Below are 18,658 nucleotides of genomic sequence, written 5' to 3' on the forward strand. Positions count from 1 at the left end.
GACAGTGGCGAGTAACACTCATGACAATTCTACACCCGCACGGTGCACTCAGATCTGGAGCTAGAAAGCTCGCTTCCGTGCCTTTAAGTGCCCAAATCGGGATGACAATCATCGGGCTCTATTTGCTAACGGCTATTTTTGCTCCCTATTTGTCACCCTATGGGGAAGCGGAAATAGTAGCGACGCCGTTCGAACCTTGGCGAGGCCAGTTCTGGCTTGGCACCGACAGCCTGGGGCGTGATATGTTTACCCGGCTCGTGTTCGGCGCTCGGAACACCATCGGAATCGCTCTGATCACAACGATCCTGGCTTTTACATTGGGTGCTACCGCGGGCCTGGCAGCTGCCGCTTTCGGGAGGTGGACGGATCAGATCCTTTCGCGTCTGGTCGATGTTCTGATGTCGATCCCGCAACTGATCTTTGCGCTTCTTCTCTTATCAATTTTCGGCACCTCCATACCCACCCTCATAATCGTTATTGCCGTGCTGGATTCCACCCGTGTGTTTCGGCTCACCAGGGCCGTGGCAATAAACGTAGCCGTTCTCGACTACGTGGAGGCCGCGAGGCTTCGAGGGGAAGGCCCGATCTGGATTATGGGCCGGGAAATTCTGCCTAATGTAGCGCCTACGCTAATAGCCGAATTTGGACTTCGGTTCTGCTTCGTTTTCCTGCTGATCAGCGGCCTTTCGTTCCTTGGTCTCGGTATCCAGCCACCCACTGCAGATTGGGGGTCTATGGTGCGAGATAGCGCGACCTTGATCACCTACGGCGACATTACACCATTGCTCCCTGCTGGCGCCATCGCTCTCCTGTCGGTTGCCATCAACCTGGTCGTTGACTGGTTCCTTCATTGGGCGAGTGGGCTCAAAGAGGACTAGAGAATGCCCGATGGACAGGTCGAACTGGACGGCCCGGAAGGTTGGATAAACAACATGACAATTCTGCAGGCCGACCTTAGTCAGCCGAGCCGACAGCCGTGTATCCCATTGTCCGGGCTGCGTGCCTAGAGAAGCCTCTAGTACTCCAGTATCTGGCGTTTCGCGAACTACTACTTAGACATCGGCTTTCCCCAGCAGGCTACATAAATGGCCGCAGCAAATGCCACATCCGGCGTCGAAGCCTGGAAACAAAAACACTAAAAAGAAGGGAACCGCGTTGTTGAGCAAAGTCGTGTTTTTGAAAGCACCTGGCAACGCCACGGTCGAGGGCCAGGATAGCGATGCGGAGCCGAGCATGGTGCTCGAAATACGCAATCTACGGATCGAGGCAACTGTTCAATCGCCGCAAGAACCGAACAAGGACATCACCCTCGTGGATGACGTGTCGTTGACACTTCGCCGCGGCAAGGTGTTGGGGCTTATAGGTGAGTCCGGTGCCGGCAAGTCGACGATAGGGCTGGCGAGCATGGGCTACGGCCGGGGAGGGGTTAAGATCACTGGCGGCGAGGTTATCCTCAACAGGCGCAGTATACTTGATATCGGCAAGGGGGCTTTGCGGGCGCTCCGCGGCCGGGAGGTCTGCTATGTCGCACAATCTGCGGCCGCTGCTTTCAATCCCGCACACCGGTTGATGGATCAGGTGGTTGAAGCGGCGCTCCTCCATAGCACAGCAACGCGCGCTCAAGCCGAAGAACGAGCGGTCGCCCTGTTCAAAAAGCTGGGCCTTCCTGATCCCGATAGCATTGGCAGGCGCTTTCCTCATCAGGTATCGGGTGGACAATTGCAGCGCGTGATGACAGCGATGGCGCTGTGCTCCGAGCCTGACCTGATTGTCTTCGACGAACCCACTACGGCGCTCGATGTCACCACGCAGATCGATGTGCTGGCTGCAATCCGGGATGCCATCCAAGATACCGGAGTCGCGGCGCTTTATATCACTCATGATTTGGCTGTTGTTGCGCAGGTCGCTGACGAAATAGCCGTTCTGCGCCACGGAAAGCTCGTCGAGCGTGGAACTACGCAGCAGATTATAAAACAGCCGCAAGAGGCTTACACTCGTGCGCTGGTCTCCGTCCATCAGGTCGATCACCAGCAAAAAGCTCCTCATTCATTGCCTATTCTGTCAGTCGGCGGCGTGACGGCGGGCTACGGCAGCGGACTAGTCAAGATTTTGCGCAATGTGTCGCTCGACCTTCGACCCGGCCAAACCCTGGCGGTAGTCGGAGAATCCGGTTCGGGCAAATCAACGCTTGCACGCGTCATAACTGGGCTGTTGCCACCGCTTGTCGGCCGAATCCAGTTCGACGGCCACGAACTTCCGCGAAGGCTCTCCGAAAGATCCAAGGAAAATTTGCGCCAGCTTCAAATGATTTATCAAATGGCCGATGTCGCGATAAACCCACGCCAGACAGTCGCAACCATTATAGGGCGGCCACTCGAATTTTATTTTGGCATGGGCGGCAAAGAGCGTGATCAGCGCGTGGCCGAGTTGCTCGAGAAAACCGAGATCGAAGAGAGCCTTGCAAATCGCTACCCGGCGGAACTGTCGGGCGGGCAAAAACAGCGTGTTTGCATCGCAAGGGCGTTGGCGGCAAGGCCGAAGCTAATCATCTGCGATGAAGTGACGTCAGCGCTGGACCCTCTGGTCGCCAATGGGATCTTGAAGCTTCTTCTGAAGCTGCAAAAGGATGACGGGATCGCATATCTCTTCATTACGCATGATCTGGCGACCGTTAAGTCGATTGCCGATGCCATGCTGGTTATGTATCGCGGGGAAGTCGTCCGGTACGGGCCGAAAGACCAAGTGTTGAGACCCCCTTTCGATCCGTACACCGAACTGCTGCTGGCGTCGGTCCCTAAGACAGAAGTTGGGTGGCTGGATGAGGCGATCAGATCGAGGCGCATGGAAAGCGCGGGAAACTAGCATGAACACTAGCGACCGCTCTCAAGCAATTTGCCCATAGGTGTCGGGCCGGGATTTCAGTCCACCGGTTCGGCGGCCAAGAACGGATTCTCCGCTTTGGCTGCTGCGGTCAGCCATGTACTGAAGGTTCGCACGTTACGTGCGCTCCACGAGCGGGCCGGCGCCACAAGGAAGTAGGTCATTCCCGTGAGGATTGGTTGCTTGAAAATCGGCACCAGTGTGCCCTGAGCCAGCGCTAGATCTGCGAATGGTCGGCGCCCGATGGCGATGCCCATGTTTTGCTGTGCAGCCTGTAGCGCCGCTGATCGTGTGTCCACCTCCAGCCAATGGCCCACATCACCGAGAGAAACCTGGTTTTGCTCCATCCACATTCGCCATTCGTCGGGGGAGGACGCGCAATAGATAAGCGGATGGCCCAGAAGGTCAGATGCCTGCGTGATTGGCCCACGCCGTGCCAGGAAGGTTCGCGAGCACACCGGGGCGATGGTCTCTTGGATGAGGGCAATCGACTTATATGCCCCTGAAGGCTCCACCCCATACTGGAAGGCAAGGTCAATATCACTGCCCGACAGGTCCACCTTCTCTGGGCTTGTGATGAGAGTGACGGAGATCTCGGGGTATTGCTCTGCAAATCGGGCCAATAAGGGCACCATCCAAAGCTCGGCGAGAGAGGGGAACAGATTTATTGAGATTCGCCCTGTCTTTCGCGCCAGAGAGACCTTGATCATCGCTGCTTCCAACTGGTCGAGGATCTCGCGCAGCTCGGACGCCAACTGTGATCCAGCCTTTGTAATTCTGAGGCGATTGTCAGATTTTATCAGTAGTTTGGTTCCGACGTGGCTTTCGAAAGACTTCACCTGGTGGCTAATAGCGCTCGCTGATATGCCGAGCTCGTCACCGGCCGCCTGCAAATTGCCGTGACGTGCCAGAGCTTCGAATGCTCGGATCGCGGCAAAGGGCGGAATCTTGCGTCCCATCAGGTTCTCAGCGCTCCTTGCGCCTCGTCCGGCACATTGGTAGTGTCAGCATATTAGCAGCTTGTCGACAGCGATAGCCAACAAATGACCGCGTTGCGCTCGCTTGCTGGAAGGCCCAAACAACCCTCCGTTCCCTCAAAGCTAGCATGGTTCAACGTCGCGACGCATTGGCGCGCAACTCTCGCCAATGCAACTCCCCACGGCGGGAAATATCTCAAACAGGACTGAAATTCTATTCAATTGAAGCGGTCCAGAGTTAGGCGGATCAACCCTTCCGACAGGAATCCAGGCCGAGTGGAGCAAATCATGGCGCCGGTTGAGATCGCAGCGGACTATCCGGACACGCAACTTTTCATTGGCGGGAGTTGGCGATCTGGCACAGCCGAGATCGAGGTCATTAGCCCCTCGACCGGAGAGGTGATTGGATCTTGCGCTAAGGCGACAATTTCAGATCTTGATGACGCAGTGGCGGCTTCGATAAGTGGCTTTCAGATTTGGTCCGCTACCCCTGCGCACGATAGAGCCGTGATCTTGAGGCGATCAGCAGATATCCTCGATGCCCGGGCAGAGCTAATTGGCAGCCAAATCTCTGCCGAACAAGGCAAGCCTGTCCATGAAGCGGTAGGCGAGGTTCTTTATTCTGCGGAGGTCTTGCGGTGGAATGCCGGCGAGGGGGAGCGTATTTACGGCAGAGTGATCCCGTCTCGTCAATCAGGCGAACGGCTTATGGTTCTCCCGACACCCGTCGGACCCATTCTTGCTTTGACACCCTGGAACTTCCCGATCTACCAACCTGTCGCAAAAATCGCCCCCGCCTTGGCCGCTGGTTGCTCGGTCATCGTGAAGCCGGCAGAAGAAACGCCAGCGGGTGCTGCGGCGTTGATCAGGGCATTGAATGATGCAGGATTGCCGGCGGGGACGATAAACATGGTGTTTGGCAACCCGGACGAGATCTCAAGTTACTTGATCGCCTCCCCTGGCATTCGTAAAGTGTCGTTCACTGGATCCGTTGCCATTGGACGCTTGATCGGTGCCAGAGCGGGACAAGCGCTTAAGAAGGCGACCCTGGAGCTCGGAGGGCATGCGCCTGTTATCGTTTGCCCTGATGCTGACCCCGTCCTTACCGCCCAGCTGTCTTCTGCACATAAGTTTCGGAATGCCGGTCAAGTCTGTGTCTCCGCCAGTCGCTTTATCGTGCATCATTCGGTTGCCGAACGGTTCACAAACGCATTTGTAGAAGCCACGAAATCACAGGCAATCGGGCCGTTGATCAATGCGCGGAGGGTAGCATCGGTAGACGAGCTTGTTGGGGACGCGGTGAAGGCCGGCGCAAAGTTGGCCGTTGGAGGCGAACAGCGGAAGCAGCCTGGATACCACTACCCGCCCACCGTCCTCAGTGATGTGCCTCCTACGGCCCGGATCATGCAGGAAGAGCCGTTCGGCCCGGTAGCTGCGATCTGTACCTACGACCGCCTGGACGAAGCCCTGGAAATCGCAAACAGCCTGCCCTTCGGGTTGGCCGCTTACGCATTCACTGACTTAAGTGACGCGGCCGAGCTGCTGATCAATGGACTGCATGCCGGTATAGTCCAGATCAACAGCTTCGGACTGGCCTATCCGGAGGCTCCCTTCGGGGGTGTCAAGGATAGCGGCTTTGGCAGCGAAAACGGCATTGAGGGCGTCCAAGGCTATCTGCATCCCAAATATGTAGCGCTGACCCGGCCCGTCAGGTAACCCACAGCTGACAGGCGACGGCGATGAGGTACAACGCCTGTGCCTGTCGCGCCGTTCCCGGACGCGGCAGAGCCCGTTTGCGTTTAGGCTTAGCGTGTGATCATGCATTTCAATTAATGAGGCAGCGCATTGGGACATAACCTGCTGAAGTCGTAAGTATTATTCTTTGCGGAAGCGCTTTTTAGGGATCCCTAGTCATCAGCGCACTGCCAATCCAGAACCATTCAAAGGCGTTGTTTTTTTTTCAATTTCGAGAGCCGTGCTTGCCGGGTATGGGTTCGCATCAGGCTAATCCGCCTGCTGACGAGGACTCGTCGAGAGGAGCTTGACCGGCGAATGCGTATCATTCCTACAGAAGACGAAGCCGCTGAATTGCGTGGTCGCGTCCTCGATTTTTGCCAGAAGACGATTCCGTTAACCGTCCGCGGACTGGAGCGCCAGGGCACCATGAGTGACGGTGATTCCGCAGCCTTCTTCAAGGCTCTCGGGGAAGCAGGCTGGATTGGCCGCCACTGGCCCGAACAGTACGGCGGGCGCAGCGCGAGCCACCTGGAGACCGCCATCATTGACGAGGCGCTCGGCTACGCGCGCGCTCCCCTTTCCGCCTACCTGCTCTCCGTCAAGGTCTTTGGCAACTCGTTGATGCTGTTCGGCACAGATGAGCAGAAGAGCAAGTACCTTCCGATGATCACGGCCGGCGACGCAATGTTTTGCCAAGGGTTCTCGGAACCCATGGCCGGATCGGACTTTGGCTCCCTGCGGACCTCGGCAGTCCGGACAGGTAACGAATATGTCGTCAACGGCCACAAAATCTGGACTTCCTCTGCCGAGGTCGCAACGCACATGTACCTCGCCGCGCGAACTGACCCAAAGGCCGTCAAGCATCGTGGGATCAGCCTTTTTGTTCTCGACATGAAGACGCCGGGCATCACCGTCAACAGCTTTGCAACACTAGGCGGCGGGGTCCTGAACGAAGTGTTTCTGAGCAATGTGCGAATCCCAGCGGAAAACCTCTTGGGCGAGGAAAACCGCGGCTTTCATCAGGCCATGCGCAGCCTTGACCTGGAACGATCCTGTATGGACAGAGTCGGGGCCGCCCGGCTCTCCCTCGATCGACTCGTCGAATATGTTAAGCGCGAAGGGAGCGACTGCGGCAGGGGACGCCTCGCCGACGTCAGCATGGTCCAAGACAAAATCGGTGAGCTCCGCACAAAGCTCCAGGTTGCCCGCAGTTTCGGGTACATGATTGCGCGCAACCTAGACGCAGGGAAGGGGGTCAGCGCCGAGTTCTCCTTCGGAAAACTCTACGTCGGTTTGTTGACCCAGGCCCTCGCGGACGCAACGGTCGACATTGTCGGTCCGCTGGCTCAGTTCGAGTACGGCTCCGACCTAGCAATCTTTGACGGCCTCTTCCCAGCCGTTTTCCGCGCCTCACCGGCCCTTACCTTGGCTGGTGGGTCAAGCGAAATCCAGCGCGGGGTCATTGCCACACGTGGCCTGGGGTTGCCGAAATGACCTCTTCAGGTCCTCTGGACGGCATACGTGTCGTCGATTTTTCAGGCTATATTGCCGGTCCGTTCTGCACCCAACTGCTGGGTGATATGGGCGCCGACATTATCAAGGTTGAGCCACCGGCCGGCGAGCAATGGAGAGGCCAAGACCCGTTCTCGCCAGGGTTCAGCAAGAGCTTTGTTGCGCTCAATCGCAACAAACGATCCATCGTGCTCGATCTGAAGACGGACGAGGCCCTCAACACCGCGAAAGCCCTGATCGCATCGGCCGACGTAATGGTCCACAACTACAGGCCAGGCGTCGCTGAACGCTTGGGTATCGGATACGAGGCGGTTCGCGAGCTCAACCCCCGTCTGATCTATGCTTCGAATTCCGCCTACGGACAGAAAGGGCCCCGGGCTCTCCATGCCGGCTATGATCTCGTAATCCAAGCGGTTTCCGGCTTGATCGCGTCAAATCCCAACCCGGATGGGAGAGCCCCGCGGCGATACGCCGGTATCGCGCTGATTGACTTCACGGCCGGTCAGACGCTGGCGATTGGAGTGCTGTCAGCGCTGATCCAGCGACAGCGAACCGGCGTCGGACAGAAGATCGAGAGCACGCTGATTGAAGCAGCCCTCAGCCTGCAGCGGCAAAAATTGGTGTCGATTGAAGCCGTGGATGGGCAAAACCCCCAGAAGTCGCAAGGGACGGTGAGGGATCGCATGCGAGCATCCGCCAAGCACATGCATGACCTGGTCGCGCGTGAACTCTACTACCGCACCTACGAAACAAGTGACGGCTATGTCACGGTAGGGTGCCTGAATGTCCCCCAGCGACGGCATTTCATGTCCATCGTCGGTCTGGAGGATCCTTGGTTCGAAAATCCGGATGCACTGCCGCAATCGGACGAAGAGGACACTAGTCGGCGGGCTCTCACCGCATATGCTGAGCACGAGTTCACCAAACGCAGCACCGCTGAATGGGTTACCGCGTTCGAGGCTTGCGGCGTCCCTTGCGCCCCTGTGCAGATGTCAGACGACTTGATGTTTGACCAGCAGGTCGAGGCGGGGGGCTACTTCGTCGATTTCGTCATGCCCGAGTTCGGCCGAGTTCGAACCATGGGCTTGGGCATAGCCACTGACGGTCGCCCCAAATCCCATCGTCCGCCCCCCGCACTGGGGCAGCATACCAAGGAAATTCTTGATGAACTCGCCGCCCGCCAAGCCGCAGAGACATCAGCAAACGGAGTTCGTTGACATGAATCAAGGCGCGGGTGCACTCGAAGCCAGTGAAAGCGTCGTCGACCAAGCTGATTTTGAAATGATTCAGGAGGTCGCTCAAGCCTTTGTCGCGAAGGAGCTGACCACAAAAGTCGTCCGCCAAGCCGAACGTGGCGACTGGACTGCCGCGAACGAACTCTGGAAGGCGGTTGCCGACTTGGGCTGGATCAGCCTGCTGGCTCCCGATGCGTTCGGCGCGCAGGGGCTGCCCGTTGTCGCAATGATTGCAGAGGAGCTGGCGACGGCAGCGTTTCCGATGCCCTTCGCGGAAACTGCAGCCTTTGTCATACCGCTTTTGGCAAAGTTCAACGATGGATCCCTCTCCAATTTGATCGAAGCTGTCACCACCGGCCAGAAGCTTATAGCTATTGCCATGCCGGCGAATGGGTTGCCCGCAAGCATAGAAGACTGCGCCATTACACCGTTGGCAGATAATGCGGGCGGTAATCCATGGGTCGCCGAGCACCTTGAGCGTGCCGATGCGGTCATTATCCCCGTACAGGCGGATGTGGGTGTCGCGTTCGCGCTGGTGGACAGGCCCATTGCCGGATGGGGCGGAGCGGCGAACCCGGATATTGCCAACAATGGATATCGCACCCTGGACTGGGCGTTGGTGGCCGACGGCGAGACCGTCATCATCGGCAATGGTGAATGCCGATGGAAGGATTTGGAAGCAGCGCTGAACGTTCTGCGCACGGTCCTGTCAGCCCAGGTCGTTGGTCTTTCCCGAGGGGCGCTGGACCTAGCCGTTGCCTATGCCAAGGAAAGGGAGGCGTTCGGGGTGGCCATCGGCTCGTTCCAAGCCGTCCAACAGCGACTTGCGGAGGCATATATGGAGAACTTCGCCGCACGTCTGCTTGTCGGAAACGCAGCGATCTCGCCCACTTCCGTTTATGTGGCCATGGCCTCGATCCAAGCCGGGGAGAGCAGCCGCAAATGCACTTTCACGGCGCAGCAGATTTGGGCGGGTATGGGATACACGCTCGAAACGGATGTGCAGCTTTACTTTCGGCGAGCCCGTGCTCGGCAGCTGCTTCTCGGTTCGCCCTGGCACCACCGCGAGACGGTTTGGCACGAGGCAGCTCAACAGAAGTGGGCAGTTTAGCATCAGCGGCGCGAAATTGCGTGGTTGGCGACTTCCCGAAACGTCCAAGAGGCAGGGACATGTTCCAGACCAAACTGACCAGACTTCTTGGTATCCAGCATCCTATCATCTGCGGGGGCATGTTCCGGATCGGGCGTGCCCCATTGGCGGCGGCTGTGTCCAATGCAGGTGGGCTCGGCATCATTACATCCGCAACTTTCTCTGATCTCGAGACGTTTTCCGCAGAAATCAAGATGTTGCGCAGCCTTACCGACAAGCCTTTTGGCGTGAACATCAACCTCTTTCCCACGGCGCGACAGTATTCGCCGGAAGATTTCTTGGAGATTTGTATCAATGAAGGCGTACCCGTTCTTGAGACTTCCGGCCAAAACCCAGAAGCCTACATTGAAAGGATCAAGAACGCGGGCCTGAAGATAATACACAAGGTGCCGGCCGCCCAGTACGCGCTCAAGGCTCAAAACATTGGTTGCGACGCCGTTGCAGTGGTCGGAAACGAAACGGGCGGCCATCCCGGAATGACCGACGTCAGCACTCTGATCATGGTTCGGCAGGCGGCGTCGCGGATCGAGATTCCTCTTATCGCCGGTGGAGGATTTGGCGACGGCGAAGGGTTGCTAGCGGCCTTGAGTCTTGGCGCCGACGGCATCGTCATGGGGACGCGATTCCTCGCGACGCGGGAGGCGGGCGCCCACCAGGCCGTGAAGGACTGGATGGTTGCTGCGAAGGCTGAGGATACTCTAATTGTTCAAAAATCAATCGGCTCGCCGATGCGGGTCGCCAAGAACGCCCTCGCAAGCAGGGTCGTGCAGATGGAAGCCGCAGGCGCAGGTCTGGATGACCTCTTGCCCCTAATCACCGGCAGCAGGAACCCCTCAGTTTACTTTGAGGGAAAACTCGATGATGCGATTTGGTCCTGCGGACAAGCTGTTGGATTGATTAAGGACGTCCCTAGCTGCGCCGAGCTGATCGATCGGATCATCACGGAAGCCTCAGCTGCTTTGGCGTCCATCAACGCCGGAGTGGTTTGACGCACGAAGCTTGGCCCATTCTCCCTGCGCTAGTGATGAAAACAGCGCCCTGGGGCAGCGTTTACTCCAGCATTGTTCAACCAGCCAAGGCCGTTAGCAAGGTTTAGAGATGTCAGAATCAGCAACACGGCAAGCGGTGAGGCTCGAGCGGCGAGGCGGTATTGGCGTCATCATTATCGACAACCCGCCAATCAATGCCGGTTCACTCGAGGTTCGTCACGGGCTTCTGAAAGCAGTCCTTTCCGTGGACTCTGATGAGGAATTGTCGGGTGGCCTGTTGATCGGCGCCGCCGGGATGTTCATGGCCGGCTCCGACATCCGCGAATTTGGAACCCCGCTGAAAGACCCGCAGCTTCCATCGGTCATCGCTGCCATCGAGGACAGCGCCAAGCCGTTCGTGGCCGCAATTGCCGGCGCGGCCCTGGGTGGTGGGTATGAGCTCGCGCTGGCTTGTGATGGTCGCATTGCCAGCCCGGAAGCTGTAGTCGGTCTTCCAGAGACCACCCTCGGCCTTATTCCGGGGGCCGGGGGTACACAACGCCTTCCGCGTCTGGTTGGGCAGGAGAAGGCAGTGGAGCTAATCTGCGCGGGCACCCGCGTACCTGCAATCGAAGCAGTCAAGTTAGGCATGATCGATGCGGTGGCCCAGAGGGATCTCGAATCTGAAGCTCTTGCTTTCCTAGCCGGTCTTCAGTCCGCCAAACGCAGGGTATCCGACAAGCAGGTTCCGGAAAGCGACCCTGTCTCATTCGCCAAGACCAAGGCCCATGCGCTAATTTCTGGCCGCCATAGGCCACATATCAAGGCGGCGATCACTGCCATCGAACAATGCGGCCGCTTGCCGTTCAAACAAGGCCTGGCCGACGAGCGCGCGGAGTTCCAAAAACTGAGGGTGGGCCGAGAGGCTTCGGCCCTGCGCCATCTGTTCTTCGCAGAGCGCAAGGCTGTGAAAGTTGCTGAAGCCGCTGCGTCCGGGGCCATCCCGATTGAGGTGGTTGCTGTGATCGGCGGGGGCACCATGGGTGCCGGGATAGCGGCTGCGCTCCTTGGAGCCGGAAAGTCGGTTATTATCGTGGAATCCACTCTTGATGCCGCGGCTCGTGCACTCGACCGTGTCCAGCAAGGATTTCAGCGACGCGTCGAGCGCGGACGACTGGACCCCGCACAATTGGGCCTTTTTCTATCCCGGCTTACAGTCACCGCAGATGCTCGGCGTGTTGGCGAAGCCGATGCCGTCGTCGAAGCCGTATTTGAGGATATCGGCGCAAAGCAGCAGGTATTTGAGGCCCTTGGGAGCGCAGCGCGACCAGACGCGGTGCTTCTGACGAACACGTCGTACCTCTCGGTCTCCGAGATCGCAGCGTTTTCCGGCCGCCCCCAGGACGTGGCGGGAATGCATTTTTTCAGCCCGGCTGATGTGATGCGCCTCGTTGAGATCGTTCGACATGCGGACACGTCTGCGCGTGTCACAGGCGCGGCCTATGACCTCGCACTTACAATGGGAAAACTGCCTGTACTCTCGAAGGATTCGTTTGGATTCATCGGCAACCGCATTTTTGCGGCGTACCGCCGCCAGTGCGAATTTATGCTGGAGGAGGGGGCGCTTCCGCACGAGATTGACTCTGCACTGGAAGCGTTCGGGTTCGCCATGGGGCCGTTCGCAGTGGCCGATTTATCAGGCCTGGACATCAGCTGGCGCATGCGCCAAGCGACAGCACCACTCCGCAAACAGACAGATCGTTATGTCATAATCCCGGACCTGTTGTGCGAAGCAGGCCGGTTCGGCCGCAAGACGGGAGCCGGTTACTATCTATACCCGGCGTCAAGAGGCCGCGGCGAAGTTGACCCCATCGTAACCGATCTCATCATAAAGGCGTCGAGCGAAGCGGGGCGCGTTCGTCGACCGATCTCAGCTTCCGAGATCGTCAACCGTGCAATGGCCGCTATGGCAAGTGAGGCTGCATGGGTTATTTCCGAGGGCGTAACCCATTCGCCGTCAGATATCGACCTGGTGCTGACCAATGGCTACGGTTTCCCCAAGCATGAAGGAGGAATTCTTTTTTGGGCGCGAAATCAGGACCGAGCCTCGTTGGACGCTGCCTTCACGGACCTCGTCGAAAGCCATGGATCTGGTTTCCAAACTGGACCGGTGACGGCCCTTCTGTTGGATAAAACCGAGAAGGCTTCCTGATATGGCCGAGGCCTATATCTGCGACTACATCCGTACGCCGATCGGCCGATTTGGCGGTTCCTTGTCTTCCGTTCGTGCAGACGACCTCGGCGCCGTACCCCTGAGGGCACTGGCGGAGCGCAATTCCGGGATCGACTGGCAGGCGGTAGACGACGTCGTCTACGGCTGCGCCAACCAGGCCGGCGAGGACAATCGCAACGTTGCGCGCATGGCGCTGCTGCTGGCCGGCCTGCCAAAGGAGATTCCGGGCTCGACCGTCAATCGGCTGTGCGGCTCCGGCATGGATGCGCTGACCATCGCCGCGCGCGCCATCAGGGCAGGCGAAGCCGAGCTGATGATCGCAGGCGGCGTCGAGTCGATGAGCCGTGCGCCTTTCGTCATGCCCAAGGCGGATACCGCTTTCTCGCGCAATGCCGAGATTTACGACACCACCATCGGCTGGCGCTTCGTCAACCCGCTGATGAAGAAGCAGTATGGCGTCGATTCTATGCCGGAAACCGGCGAGAACGTGGCCGAGGATTTTTCTGTGTCACGCGCCGACCAGGACGCCTTTGCCGTGCGCAGCCAGGACAAGGCGGTCGCCGCGCAAGCCAATGGCCGGCTGGCGAAGGAGATCACGGCGGTGACGATCCCGCAGCGCAAGGGCGATCCGGTGGTCGTCTCGAAGGATGAACATCCGCGCGCGGGTACCACGGTCGAGGCGCTGGCGAAACTGCCGACGCCGTTCCGGCAAGGCGGCACGGTCACCGCCGGCAACGCCTCCGGTGTCAATGACGGCGCCGCGGCGCTGATCGTCGCATCCGAGGCAGCCGTGAAGAAATACGGCCTGACGCCGATCGCCCGCATCCTCGGCGGTTCTGTCGCCGGCGTCGCGCCACGCATCATGGGTTTCGGCCCGGTCCCGGCAACGCAGAAGCTATGCGCGCGGCTTGGCCTGACGCCGCAAAAATTCGACGTCATCGAACTCAACGAAGCCTTTGCCTCCCAAGGCATCGCCGTGCTCCGCGCCCTCGACGTCAAAGAGGACGCGGAGCACGTTAATCCAAATGGCGGCGCTATCGCGCTCGGCCATCCCTTGGGCATGTCGGGCGCCCGCGTCTCCGGCACGGCTGCACTGGAGCTTCGCGAACGTGGCGGCCGCTATGCACTGGCCACCATGTGCATGGGAGCCGGCCAAGGCATCGCTGTGGCGTTTGAGCTAGCCTGAGGATCTTCGCGGACTCTCAATCTAAAGTGCAACAGGGTTACACAAATCGCATAAGATATATTATGGAACTTGATTTTGTTTAATTATATCAAAAGCTTAATATTGCTCTGCCGATGATAGCGGCCTTCATCAGCGGGCACTGGCGGTCCGCAAAATATTCCAGCAGCGTGCCGCCGGCTGAAACCATGACCAGCGGTCCGAAGTCCGCATCGTGGACGTAGCCGAAAGCCAATTCGATGCCCCTTGCCGGCCATCTTTTGAACGATCACGCGGTCGCCGAGGCTGGCGCGCAGATAGACTATGTCGGCCAACGGGCTCGCCCCTGAATTCAAGGACGAGCCTCGTCGGAATCTTTTCAGGCACGGACAGGATCGGCCGCCCTTGCAAGCGAGCCCGCGAATATGGAAAGAGCCTCATCCAGAATTTCGTCCGATGTGGTCAGCGGCACGAGCACGCGGATAACATTATGGGCGCGACCCGCCGAAGCTAGGAGAAGTCCGTTCTCGGCCGCATCCTTAATCAGCCACGACGTTAGTTCGGGAGCCGGACGGCGGGATTCGACGTCCTCCACGAGTTCGACACCGACCATCGCTCCGGCATTCCGGACCTCGCCGACAATCTGTCGGTTCGTGGACTGGTTGAGGGCGCGGAATCCGGCAGCAAGACGATCGCCGATCTTCACACTGCGCGCAGCGAGGCCCTCTTCCTGGAGCACGTCTAGCGCGGCCACGGCCGCCGCGCAGGCGAGCGGGTTGCCTGCGTAGGTACCACCGAGGCCACCGGGCGGCACCTTGTCCATGATCTCGGCCTTGCCGATGAGAGCGGCGATCGGCAGTCCCGCGCCGAAGCTCTTGCCGATAGCTACGAGGTCCGGCTCGACACCGGAATGCTCGATCGCGAAGACCTTGCCAGTCCGTGCGAAACCGCACTGTACCTCGTCGGCGATCAGGACGATTCCGCGCTGGTTGCAGACCTCGCGCAGTCCCCTCAGGAATTCCGGCGGTGCGGCGACGAAGCCGCCTTCACCCTGCACAGGTTCGATCACGACGGCGGCGATTTGCTCGCCTTCCGTCTGAGATTCCACCAGGTCCCTAAAGGCATCGAGCGCTTCGGAAGCGCTAGGCCCACTATACGGCGACGGGAAAGGAGAGAAATGGATATCCCCCGGGAATGGGCCGAACCCGCGCTTGTAAGGGTCGATCTGCGAAGTCATCCCGAGGGTCAACAGGGTACGGCCGTGGAAGCTGCCGCGGAACACCACGATGCTTCGCCGCCCTGTGTGGTAACGCGCGACCTTGATCGCGTTTTCGACCGCCTCGGCACCTGTCGTGACTAGAAGCGTCTTCGACTTCCCGGAGAACGGAGCCAACGCGTTCAGCCGCTCGGCAAGCTGAATGTAGCCCTGGTAGGGAATGCTTCCAAAGAATGTGTGGGAGAACCGGTCGAGCTGTGCTTTCACAGCCGCGATGACCTTGGGATGAGAGTGTCCGACTGCCAAGGCCCCCATACCGCCGATGAAATCGATGTAGCGACGGCCCTCAATGTCCCAAACCTCGGCGCCTAGGGCGCGCTCGGCATAGACCGGAAACGCAACCGCAACCCCGTGGGGCAACGCCTGCTCGCGCCTTGCCTCTAGATCCGCGCCGACTTCCGATACCATACCGCAATCCTCCGCCACTCTGTTCAAGCCGCGCCGCTTGGGAAGGCAGTCCGACGGCTCTATTGCCGAATGGAACGTCTAGCAGATGGCATACTGGTCGCTATCGAGAAAAACGAACCAGGCGGGTGAGAATTATTCGCCGGCGAGCGGCGCTTCTCAATAACGGGCCGCCTTCGTCGGCTGAGCAAGACGTCCTGATTAGGCGACTGATCTCGGCTTGAGCGGATCCTGCGCCGCCAAAGTCGATGTCGAGCTTGGCATAGCGCACTCCATTCGCCTCACAGAGGCACTCGGCATATTTCGGCACACGGACTGACAGCCTTCAGCCTGCCTCAGCAAGACGGCGCTCGCTTGAGACCCTATGCGCTAGATCCTAAGGGCGGATCACACTTCCTGCAACACCATGTCTTGGGAGACCAGCACCGGCTTGTCCGGGCCATTTGATAGCTGCTTTGAGCGACTGCCACTATTACTCAGGCATCCGGAAGGGTGTCGGATCGCGAAAGCGGCGTAGCACGTTCGCAGATATGTGTGCGACGTGGTTGTTATTTTCGGCGTGCGGGAGGCAACTGCCCCAAGCTATCGAGCCGACAGAAAAGACCGCGCCGCCCGCAGGGGTCTCAAAGAACGTCATATCGGCACGAATGGGCTCCCTTGGTGCATCGTTCCACAGTCTGGTGAAATAGTTAAGCCCTCCCAGTGTACGAATGAACGAACTACCATGCTGCTCGGAGGATGCTACGACGAGTGCGTGACGCGGCGTACCTAGCCCTACATCAGCCACGTCAATCTCAAGTCCGGCGGCTCCGCCTGTAATGCCGAAATCGCCAATGATATCTTCTGTAATACCATCGAAAATAAAGCGAGCTCGGGGGTCTTCTCCGGCCTCCAGACGACGATAATAGCTGCTGCGGTCGAATGCCTCGGTCAAATACCCAACGCCCACCAAGGATTGTTCGGGTCTGCCTAGATCCGACCACGTCCCGCAGGGGCGGCCAATAAAGCTACTGTATGCTTCTCCAGCACCAAAGCGGCCGTTTCCGGGCCGTCTCCGCCTGATCTCAATCAGGCCGTTTCGTGCGGGATGGAAATCGATTGCCCAGTAAAACCCGTTGGCGCCGAGGTACATAAGCCGTCCACCTCTCGCGAGAAATCCGTCGAGAGCCTGCAACATCGGTAGCGACCAATATTCAGGATGACTTCCGGTAACGAGCACCTGACATCCGTCCAGGGCCGCCAATCCCTCACGGTCGAGGTCTTCGTCTGTCATTGTCTGGTGATCCGGAGCTGCATGGGCAAGCCAGCCGAGCAAACAGAGGTCGATCTGGAAGTTCCAGAGCCAGCCCCCGGGCTGGAGGTTCAACGCAGGTCGCCGCAGAGATCCAATGCATCGCTCACTGCCATCATCATGGGGATCGTAGAGCGATTTGCCGAGGCCGGGGTGCTCAAAGGCCAGAAGATCAAGCGGGGTGTATGAGGAGGCGACGCAACCGAGGTTATATTCGTTCGTTTGCCGCTGCATGGTCAAGTTCGCATAGGCCGCATATGTTGCAGTCGGTGCCAGAAAGGCAACATCGCCGATAGCGTCGGCAGCCTTCCGCACAAAGAATGGAACAAAAAACTCGGCCTCCGCGCCGCGCAAGCGCGCTGCGTAGCATCCGCTGGGCCAATCAGTTGGCACGGTAAGCCTCAGGTCCTCCTGCCAGCCGGGGTTCTCGATGTCGTCGTGGTGGAAATGAGCTGCGCCATACTGTTCAGGCGCGCTGCGCCAATCCATGGTTGGGCTTTCCCAGTTCGAACCCTGAACGGCGCGGGTGGGCTGGTTAATGCACACGCCGTCATGGCCACAGCCGGATCGATCCGGAACAATTTCTGACGCTGGATCACTCAGCAAATCCCAGTCGCCCAGACAGGACCAACTCAAAGGTTCCGTCGGCTTGCGCAAAGCCAAGTCGTTAAGACTTTCGAGCGACAGCGCCCCAGCCAGGATGCGAGGACGCTCGATCTTGCCATTAAAGTGGTGATGGGGAATTCCACTGTGATCCCGCTCCGCCGCTATCAAAAGGCGACCATCGCTTAGTGCTGGCGGCTCCACATTGTCTACTGTTAGGCGGCTTACGCCAATATAGTCATGTGTTCCGGACTTAAGACCACGCGTCACAACCAGCAGATGATGGCGCTCAGCATCATAGCTCAGGGCAACGAAGCTCCATAGCCAGAGAGGCAAGGGGCCATCCAGGCGGTAGGTGCGCGGCCCGGCGGGACCCCCGAGAATCGCCGCCAGACAGCCGTCGGCCTCCAGACGCAAGGCCATGCCCCCATCTCCACCGGCGGTCAGAGTACTGAGCACGCTGTGAGGTTGGCCTGCAATCAGAGTCGGCATGACATTGGCACAAATGGTCACCGACCTAAGATCGGCCAAGCGCTGCGATCCCTTAACCTCAATGCGGGAGCCGGCACGAATGGGCTGCTCGCGTCCGGGATAACGGCGAGCCTCGGGCGCCGTCATGACGAGCGGGCGAAATGGTAGCATCTCCGGCCCGAAGTCGCCGCCGAGCAGGCGGACGAAGTCGCATTCGAAGCTGTCGAGTTTCAGACAGCTTACAGCGAAGGCGATACTTTCGCCAGGCTTAACGCTGTCGCGGTCGGCATAGGCGAGAATCGCTGCGCGATCAGACATCGTTGCCACCCTCCTGCATGGGCAGCGGACCGATGAGATGCTGCCAACGCTGCTTGAACACCCAGCGATCAACATCCTCGCGTGATTGAAAAGGCAGTGGCCCGATCTCGACCACCCGCATGGGCAAGTCCAGCGACCATCGCGCAGCACGCCATTCGCTATACGGCTTGGTCATAATGGCGATCCATTTGCCAGCGACCGGCTGTGAGCGCATGACGTCCAGAATAAGGCTCAGCTCGGCACTGTGCCGACCGAAAGGTGCGGCCTCGAATTCGCGGACCAGGTCCGAACGACCGGCAAAGCCAGCCAACGCAGAGCGGGCGGCAGCTGTACCGGCGCTCTCCGGCGAGTAGTCCGGTTGAAAGTTCTCGAATTCAGGGCTCGGGCGGTAGGTCGTCATAGCGGGCCTCTCGGCGGAGCGTGCCAATCGTTCGATCCGT

General features: G+C 59.0%; 14 protein-coding genes. 9 read left to right on the forward strand and 5 right to left on the reverse strand.

The features are described from left to right. The first annotated feature begins 101 nt into the window (after nucleotides 1-101). Both NKH36_RS12235 and NKH36_RS12240 read left to right on the forward strand, forming a co-directional pair. Nucleotides 102-878, forward strand: a complete 777-nt coding sequence (locus NKH36_RS12235) for an ABC transporter permease (RefSeq protein ID WP_502912020.1) — start codon at nucleotides 102-104, stop codon at nucleotides 876-878. A 355-nt stretch (nucleotides 879-1,233) separates the two neighbouring features. Beyond that, complete coding sequence (locus NKH36_RS12240; protein WP_352960536.1) at nucleotides 1,234-2,862, forward strand: ABC transporter ATP-binding protein; 1,629 nt, start codon at nucleotides 1,234-1,236, stop codon at nucleotides 2,860-2,862. Between the two features lie 56 nt (nucleotides 2,863-2,918). Here NKH36_RS12240 and NKH36_RS12245 read toward each other — a convergent pair whose 3' ends face one another. Beyond that, on the reverse strand, nucleotides 2,919-3,839 hold the full coding sequence (locus tag NKH36_RS12245; RefSeq protein WP_352960485.1) for a LysR substrate-binding domain-containing protein: 921 nt from the start codon (nucleotides 3,837-3,839) through the stop codon (nucleotides 2,919-2,921). 306 nt (nucleotides 3,840-4,145) lie between these two features. Here NKH36_RS12245 and NKH36_RS12250 point away from each other — a divergent pair, with 306 nt between their 5' ends. The 7 genes from NKH36_RS12250 to pcaF all read left to right on the forward strand — a co-directional run bounded on the left by NKH36_RS12250 (nucleotide 4,146) and on the right by pcaF (nucleotide 13,878). Continuing rightward, on the forward strand, nucleotides 4,146-5,573 hold the full coding sequence (locus NKH36_RS12250; RefSeq protein WP_352960487.1) for an NAD-dependent succinate-semialdehyde dehydrogenase: 1,428 nt from the start codon (nucleotides 4,146-4,148) through the stop codon (nucleotides 5,571-5,573). A 336-nt stretch (nucleotides 5,574-5,909) separates the two neighbouring features. Next, a complete protein-coding gene (locus NKH36_RS12255) occupies nucleotides 5,910-7,088 on the forward strand; it encodes an acyl-CoA dehydrogenase family protein (protein ID WP_352960489.1) in 1,179 nt (392 codons plus the stop codon). Further along, nucleotides 7,085-8,323, forward strand: a complete 1,239-nt coding sequence (locus NKH36_RS12260; RefSeq protein WP_352960491.1) for a CaiB/BaiF CoA transferase family protein — start codon at nucleotides 7,085-7,087, stop codon at nucleotides 8,321-8,323. The genes NKH36_RS12255 and NKH36_RS12260 overlap by 4 nt, the downstream gene beginning before the upstream one ends. Next, complete coding sequence (locus NKH36_RS12265; RefSeq protein WP_352960492.1) at nucleotides 8,271-9,452, forward strand: acyl-CoA dehydrogenase family protein; 1,182 nt, start codon at nucleotides 8,271-8,273, stop codon at nucleotides 9,450-9,452. The genes NKH36_RS12260 and NKH36_RS12265 overlap by 53 nt, the downstream gene beginning before the upstream one ends. Nucleotides 9,453-9,511: 59 nt before the next feature. Continuing rightward, entirely contained in the window at nucleotides 9,512-10,480 is a 969-nt protein-coding gene (locus NKH36_RS12270; RefSeq protein WP_352960494.1) for an NAD(P)H-dependent flavin oxidoreductase, read from the forward strand. Nucleotides 10,481-10,589: 109 nt separating this feature from the next. Continuing rightward, a complete protein-coding gene (locus tag NKH36_RS12275) occupies nucleotides 10,590-12,671 on the forward strand; it encodes a 3-hydroxyacyl-CoA dehydrogenase NAD-binding domain-containing protein (RefSeq protein ID WP_352960496.1) in 2,082 nt (693 codons plus the stop codon). Nucleotide 12,672: 1 nt separating this feature from the next. Then, nucleotides 12,673-13,878, forward strand: a complete 1,206-nt coding sequence (gene pcaF / locus NKH36_RS12280) for a 3-oxoadipyl-CoA thiolase (RefSeq protein WP_352960498.1) — start codon at nucleotides 12,673-12,675, stop codon at nucleotides 13,876-13,878. Between the two features lie 88 nt (nucleotides 13,879-13,966). Here pcaF and NKH36_RS12285 read toward each other — a convergent pair whose 3' ends face one another. From NKH36_RS12285 to NKH36_RS12300, 4 genes are all read right to left on the reverse strand, one after another. Continuing rightward, nucleotides 13,967-14,110 (reverse strand): hypothetical protein, encoded by a 144-nt coding sequence (locus NKH36_RS12285; RefSeq protein ID WP_352960500.1) that lies wholly within the window; start codon nucleotides 14,108-14,110, stop codon nucleotides 13,967-13,969. Nucleotides 14,111-14,233: 123 nt separating this feature from the next. Next, on the reverse strand, nucleotides 14,234-15,538 hold the full coding sequence (gene gabT, locus NKH36_RS12290; protein WP_352960502.1) for a 4-aminobutyrate--2-oxoglutarate transaminase: 1,305 nt from the start codon (nucleotides 15,536-15,538) through the stop codon (nucleotides 14,234-14,236). Nucleotides 15,539-16,007: 469 nt separating this feature from the next. Further along, a complete protein-coding gene (locus tag NKH36_RS12295; RefSeq protein WP_352960504.1) occupies nucleotides 16,008-18,218 on the reverse strand; it encodes a N,N-dimethylformamidase beta subunit family domain-containing protein in 2,211 nt (736 codons plus the stop codon). Further along, a complete protein-coding gene (locus NKH36_RS12300; protein ID WP_352960506.1) occupies nucleotides 18,211-18,618 on the reverse strand; it encodes a N,N-dimethylformamidase alpha subunit family protein in 408 nt (135 codons plus the stop codon). The genes NKH36_RS12295 and NKH36_RS12300 overlap by 8 nt, the downstream gene beginning before the upstream one ends. Nucleotides 18,619-18,658: the final 40 nt, after the last annotated feature.

Source organism: Mesorhizobium sp. M1312, assembly GCF_040318115.1.
GTDB lineage: Bacteria > Pseudomonadota > Alphaproteobacteria > Rhizobiales > Rhizobiaceae > Mesorhizobium.